Origin of the sequence: Curtobacterium sp. A7_M15 (assembly GCF_030705415.1) — a bacterium.
Lineage (GTDB): Bacteria > Actinomycetota > Actinomycetes > Actinomycetales > Microbacteriaceae > Curtobacterium.
Genome location: NZ_JAUZED010000158.1, coordinates 1 through 6,151, shown reverse-complemented (window position 1 = coordinate 6,151; position 6,151 = coordinate 1). Strand labels below are relative to the sequence as shown.

The following is a 6,151-nucleotide window of genomic DNA, read 5'->3' as shown; positions in this document are numbered from 1 at the left end:
GGGCGCCGCCGGCCGAGCCGGCGCCGCAGCCGGCCCCGCCGCGGCCGCGCGTCAGCCGACGTACCGGTACGACGCGCCGTCGTCCGTCCGCGCGACCACCCCGAGGTCCACGGCGTCCCGCCGCACGATCGCGACGTCCTCGGCGAACATGGCGATGCCCGCGTTGAGGACGGCCTCGGGGACGGAGCGGCCCGGCCCCAGCCGGTCGAACACGATCTCGACGATCCGGACCGACAGCGGGTGACGCTCGGCGTCCCCGGCCGGCATCCGGGCGATGCGCGGGAACTCCAGGAGCGCCGCCGGACCCTGCAGCACCTGGAGGTCCCGAGCCGTCCGCCCGAGCAACGGGGTGTCCGGTCCCGCGTCGCCGAGCCAGTCGAACGCGGCGACCGCGAGCCTGGTCCGCTCGTCGAGCTCGCCGTCGCCGGTGACCGCGGCACGCAGGGTCGGGCTCGCCAGGACGGCGACCGCCTGCCGTGCCCGTCCGACCGCGTCGTGCACGGCCATCAGTCGCGCCCCGCCATCAGAAGTACGTGATGCCGTGCGGCGTCCGCGGGGGCGTGAGCATCGCCCGGAGGAGTGCCGGCGCCGCCGGGTCCGCCGCGCCGAGGAGCCCTGCTGCCGCGAGCGTCGTCGGCGAGACCGACCCGATGAGCAACGCACCGAGGTCCGCCACGTCGAGCTGGAGGTCGGAGCCGGCCGCGTCGGCGTCGTCGGCGGTCTTCGTGACGGTGCCCCGCGCCTCCTGGACGTCCAACCGGTACGTGCCGGAGGCGAACCCGAGCGCGTCGGTCACCGCGAGTGTCAGCGAGCCGTCGACGGCGTAGGGCCGCGATGCGAGCACACGCTCGACGTCGAGGACGCGCAGCCAGACGTGGTCCTCCTCGTGGTCGACGTCGTACGCGCGGTTGTCCCCGAGCGCGGCGACGATCGGGTCGTCGAGCCGTGACCGGTTGTACTTGACGACGTCGTTCAGGTCGATCGAGAGCAGGAACTCCCAGAGCGACAGGTACGCGGCATCGGTGGCGTAGACCAGGTCGACGACCTCGAGCGTGGTGTCGCCGTCGCGGCTCTCCTTGACGCGCCAGGTCACGTAGCCGTCGAGCTCGTCGGAGCCGTCGGGGCGGTGCACGGCTGCGCGGACGTCCTTCGCCTTCTCGCCGTCGCCGGTGCGGAGCCCGAACACGATGGGCCAGGTGCCGGCGTTGCGAACCATGGAGCCCGGCGTCCGCGCGTTGAACCGGTCGAACACGGCGCGGCCCGGGCCACCGGCGAGCCACTCGGGCGTGACGACGCTGACGACACCGGTCGTCGGTGCGAGGAGCGGGAGCGCACGGTCGCGGCGGACCCGGACGGCCCGTTCGCGGATCGCGCTGCCGAAGCCGAAGCGGCGGTAGATGGTGCCCTCGGAGGCGGTCAGCGACGCCACGGCGTAGCCCTCGGCGACACCGCGTGCGAGTGCGTGCGTCATCATCGCGCGGAGGATCCCGCGACGTCGTTCGGTCGGCCGGACGGTCACGGCGGAGATCGCCTGGGTGTCGATGGACGATCCGTCGCCCCAGCTCAGCTCCTTGCCGAACCAGGCGAAGGTGCCCGCCGGCCAGGTCTCGTCGACGGACCCCGGCGCGGGGTGACGGACGTACGCGCCGAGCCACGTCTCGTCGTCCTCGATGAAGTGCGCGACCATCCGCGCGGCGGCCTCGTCACCCGGGTGGGGTTCGTGGAACCCGAGTCCGACGGCCTGCATCCAGGCCTCGGTGTCTGCGTTCGGTGCCCCCTGCTCGTCCGTCGCGGGCGCGAAGGTGCGCAGCTCGTAGCGGTCGTCGAATGCCTCGTTGCTCACGTCCCCGACCCTACCGGGGTCCGGTGACGGTCCGACAGACGCGATGGGCGGGCCGGGAGGCGCGGGTCGACGACGCCACGCGCCGCCACGGGGGTGTGGGTCACGTCGGCACGCGTCGGCTCACCTCGCAGTGCGCCTCGATGCCGATCGCGGTGGGTTCGCCCGGAGGTGCGCGCCGATCCGGCCGAGGATCCGGTCGAGCTCGGCGGCGTCGTCGTCCGTGATCGGCGCGAACAGCAGGCCGTGCACGGTGGCGATGTGCCCGGGGAACACCGCCGCCAGGACCTCGCGGCCGGCATCGGTCAGCGACACCACGGTGCTGCGCTCGTCGTCGGGCGACGGGCCGCGTGTGACGAGTCCGCGCTGCTCGAGCAACTGCGCCTGGTAGGTCAGGCCGCTGCGGCTGTAGACGACGCCGTCGGCGAGGTCCGTCATCCGCAGGTGCCCGTCGGGGGAGTCCCCGAGCCGCGCGAGCAGCTGGAACTGCACGTACGACAGTCCGCCGACGTCCTTGAGCTGCTGCTCGACCGAGGGGCGCAGGAGCGCGCTGACCTCGGTGAAGGAGAGGTAGGCGCGGAGCTGGGTCGGGGTCAGGGACGAGGGTGTTTCGGACATGGGTCGATCCTACCTGTTGCTTCGAGTTCGAAGCAGTGCTACGGTCTCACCAAGCGCTTCGAATTCGAAGCAATTCACGGAGGAGTCCATCATGAAGGCAGTGCAGTTCCACGAGGTCGGCGGTCCCGAGGTCCTCACCTACGGCGACGTCGACCGGCCCACCCCCGGCACGGGCGAGGTCCTCGTCCGCGTCGCGGCGTCGGCGTACAACGCGGCGGACAACGGCATGCGCGCCGGTTTCCTGCCGATCCCGGTCGTCCTGCCCCACGTGCCCGGGTACGACGTCTCCGGCACGGTCGAGTCCCTCGGCGACGGCGTCACGGACCTCGCGGTGGGCGACGCGGTGGTCGGGTTCCTGCCGATGGAGCGCGACGGGGGCGCGGCGGAGTACGTCGTCGCCCCGGCTGACGCGCTCGTCCCCGCGCCGACGAGCATCCCGCTGGCGGACGCGGCTGCCCTGCCGTCGGTGGCACTCACGGCCTGGCAGGCGCTCTTCGACGAGGGGCGGCTCGAGGCCGGGCAGCGCGTGCTCATCGTCGGCGCGGGCGGTGTGGTCGGGAAGTACGCGATCCAGCTGGCGAAGCGCGCCGGTGTCGAGGTGATCGCCACGGCGAGTCCGCGCAGTGCCGAGGCCGTCCGGGCCGCCGGAGCGGACCAGGTGGTCGACCACACGGCGACCGACGTGCTGCGGGCGGTCGACGGGCAGGTGGACGTGCTGCTCAACCTCGCCCCGATCGAGCCCGAGCAGTTCGCCTCGTACGTCGCGGCGGTCCGTGACGGCGGTGCCGTCGTGAGCACGACGGCGTTCATGGCGACCCCGGGCGACGAGTCCCGCGGGGTCCGTGCGGCGACCGTGTTCGTCCTCCGGAACCGCGAGCGGCTGGCCGAGCTCGTGCGGCTCGTCGACGCCGGGCAGCTCACGGTCGAGGTCACGCGGCGCATCCCGCTGACCGAGCTGCAGGCGCTGCACGCCGAGGGCGCCGAGGGACGGATCGCGGGCAAGGTCGTCGTCCTCGTCTGAGCGACCGTCCGGGCGACCGTCTGAGCGACCGTCCGGGCGACCGTCCGGGCGACCGTCTGAGCGACCGTCCGGGCGACCGTCTGGGCGATCGACCGAGGGACCGGTGACCCGGTGGGTGGATCGCGACCCCCACCGGGCCGGACCCGTCAGGGGGAGCCGCGCCGCGCCTCCTGGGCCACCACCTCGTCGAGGTCGGCCAGCTTCCGCATCTGCTGCAGCGGCCGGGCCATCCGGTGGTTGTGCCGCAGCGCGGGCTCGGTCCGCGCGAGGAACGCCCAGTAGCCCGCGGTGAACGGGCACGCGTCATCGCCGGTGCGCTTCGTCGGGTCGTACCGGCAGCCGCCGCAGTGGTCCGACATCCGGTCGATGTACCGACCTCCGGAGGCGTACGGCTTCGTCGCGACCAACCCGCCGTCCGCGTGCTGGGACATCCCGATGATGTTCGCCGGCATCACCCAGTCGGTCCCGTCGACGAACACGTCGGTGAACCACTCGGTCAGGTGGACGGGGTCGTACCCGCGCTGCAGCGCCCAGTTGCCGAGGACCATCAGTCGCTGGATGTGGTGCAGCCACCCGTGGTCGTGGAGCCCCTCGATCGCGGTGCTGAGGCAGGCGGCCTCGACCCGGGATGCGTCGAGCTCCCGCCACCACCCGGGCAGCGGTTCGTGCGCGCCGAGGGCGTTCTCGGACGCCCCGTACTCGTCGCCGAACCACCAGTAGAGGTGCCAGACGTAGTCACGCCAGCCGGCGATCTGCCGCACGAAGCCCTCGACGCTCGACAGGGGAGCACCACCGGAGCGGTGCGCCTCGAGCGCGGCGGCGACCACGTCGAGCGGGTCGAGGACGCCGAGGTTCATCGGGACGCTGAGCAGCGAGTGCGCCATCGTCCAGTCGTTCGTGAGGGTGGCGTCCTCGAACGGGCCGAAGTCGCCCAGCCGGACGGCGACGAAGTCCTCGAGGGCAGCTCGGGCCTCGTCGGCGGTCACCGCGAACCGCCGCCGGTCGTCCGCTCCGACGAACCGCACCACGCCGTCTCGCTCCCACCGGTCGAGGTCGTGCCGGACCTCGTCGTCGACGTCGTCCTCGGTGGGCCACCACGGCTCCGGCAGCCCGAGCGTCGTCGCCCCGCGCGGCGGCGGCTCACGGTTCTGGTCGTCGAGACTGAAGCGGCCGCCGACCGGACGGTCGCCGTCCATCAGCCACCCGGTGCGACGGCGGACGCGCTCGTAGTGGTCCTCCATGCGGAACCGGCCGGACCCCTGCGCCGCCCACTCGGCGAACTCCCGCTCGTCGGTGACGAAGCCCCGGCTCGGCAGGACCGTGGTGCCGTGGCCCCAGTGCCGGACCTGGGCGCGCAGGGTGCGGGACGGCGGGTCGACCACCTCGAGGTCGTCACGTCCGACGAGGGCCTCGCGCAGGGTGTCCACCCGGACGTGCTCCGCGCGGTCGCCGAGTTCGCGGGCGCGGTGCCGGAGCGCGCTCAGCCAGAGGTGCGCCTTGGCGCGGTGGACCGGGCGGGCGGCGAGGAACTCGCGAGCCTCGACGACGAGCGCGGGACCGCCGTCGTCGAACAGCGGGCCGTACTGTCCCGGCAGGACCAGGCGGCGGCGAGCGGGCTCGGCGGGTCGGTGCGGCATGCGCCCGACCGTACGCGGGCTGCGCCGGGCCGAGCTGTCTGTGTAGGGTGAGCGACATGCAGTGCCGCTGAACCGCTTCCGACACCCACCAGTGCGCCCCTCGGCGCCGTCGAAAGGTTCACCATGTCCTCAGCACTGCCCCTGCACGGCAAGACCGCCCTCGTCACCGGCGTCTCACGACGCCGTGGCATCGGGTTCGCCGTCGCCTCGAAGCTCGCGTCGCTCGGCGCCAGCGTCGTCGTCCACCACCACCGTCCGCACGACCTCGACCTGCCGTGGGGCGGCGACGACCTCGACGCGGTCCGTGACGGCATCCGCGGCCGTCTGACCGACGGCGCGCTGTTCGCGGACCTCCCCGGCGACCTGGCGGACGCGTCCACCGTCCCCGGCATCGTCGCCGAGGCCGCCGCACTGACCGGGACCCTCGACGTCCTCGTGTGCAACCACGCCAAGAGCGGCGACGACGGCAGCATCCTCGACATGACCCCCGAGCGGCTCAGCGCCTTCTGGGAGGTCAACACCCGCGCGACGATGCTCCTCACCGCGGAGTTCGCGAAGCTCCGAGCCCCGCAGCCGGACGTGCCGCGGCGCCCCGGTGACCGGATCGAGGGGAACGGTCCGTACCCGGGCCCGCAGGGGCACGTGTTCTGGATGACCTCGGGTCAGATCCACGGGGCCATCCGCGGCGAGGTCGCCTACGCGGCGAGCAAGGCCGCGCTGGCGGGGGTCACGGCGACGGTCGCCCAGGAGCTCCTCGAGCTCGGGATCGTCCTCAACACGATCAACCCCGGGCCGGTGAACACCGGGTACATGGACCCGGAGACGACGGACCGGTCGCTCGACGACCTCGACGCGTGGGTCGCGAGCACGCCCTTCGGTCGCCTCGGCAGGCCGGAGGACCCCGCCGAACTGATCGGGTGGCTGGCGACGTCCGCCGGGAGCTGGGTCGTCGGGCAGGTGCTCACGTCGGACGGCGGCTTCAGTCTCTGACGTGGCCACTGGCGGACGGGAGGCGCGGTGCCGGCCCGCACCGCG

The 6,151-nt window shown here is 73.4% G+C and carries 6 protein-coding genes; 2 read left to right on the top strand and 4 right to left on the bottom strand.

The features are described from left to right. Nucleotides 1-51: 51 nt before the first annotated feature. The 3 genes from Q7F20_RS17465 to Q7F20_RS17455 form a co-directional block, all read right to left on the bottom strand. Nucleotides 52-507, bottom strand: coding sequence for a DUF2087 domain-containing protein (locus Q7F20_RS17465; RefSeq protein ID WP_305741335.1), 456 nt, complete (start codon nucleotides 505-507; stop codon nucleotides 52-54). Between the two features lie 16 nt (nucleotides 508-523). Continuing rightward, on the bottom strand, nucleotides 524-1,843 hold the full coding sequence (locus Q7F20_RS17460; protein WP_305741334.1) for a GNAT family N-acetyltransferase: 1,320 nt from the start codon (nucleotides 1,841-1,843) through the stop codon (nucleotides 524-526). A 120-nt stretch (nucleotides 1,844-1,963) separates the two neighbouring features. Beyond that, nucleotides 1,964-2,458, bottom strand: a complete 495-nt coding sequence (locus Q7F20_RS17455; RefSeq protein ID WP_305741333.1) for a MarR family winged helix-turn-helix transcriptional regulator — start codon at nucleotides 2,456-2,458, stop codon at nucleotides 1,964-1,966. Between the two features lie 91 nt (nucleotides 2,459-2,549). Here Q7F20_RS17455 and Q7F20_RS17450 point away from each other — a divergent pair, with 91 nt between their 5' ends. Beyond that, nucleotides 2,550-3,479, top strand: coding sequence for an NADP-dependent oxidoreductase (locus Q7F20_RS17450; RefSeq protein WP_305741332.1), 930 nt, complete (start codon nucleotides 2,550-2,552; stop codon nucleotides 3,477-3,479). Between the two features lie 146 nt (nucleotides 3,480-3,625). Here the strand turns inward: Q7F20_RS17450 and Q7F20_RS17445 are convergent, their stop codons facing one another. Continuing rightward, nucleotides 3,626-5,116 carry a cryptochrome/photolyase family protein gene (locus Q7F20_RS17445; RefSeq protein ID WP_305741331.1) on the bottom strand — a complete coding sequence of 497 codons (1,491 nt, stop codon included), beginning with the start codon at nucleotides 5,114-5,116 and terminating at the stop codon, nucleotides 3,626-3,628. Between the two features lie 123 nt (nucleotides 5,117-5,239). On the opposite strand from Q7F20_RS17445, the gene Q7F20_RS17440 reads away from it, so the two are divergent. After that, nucleotides 5,240-6,106 (top strand): SDR family oxidoreductase, encoded by an 867-nt coding sequence (locus Q7F20_RS17440; RefSeq protein WP_305741330.1) that lies wholly within the window; start codon nucleotides 5,240-5,242, stop codon nucleotides 6,104-6,106. Nucleotides 6,107-6,151 lie beyond the last annotated feature (45 nt).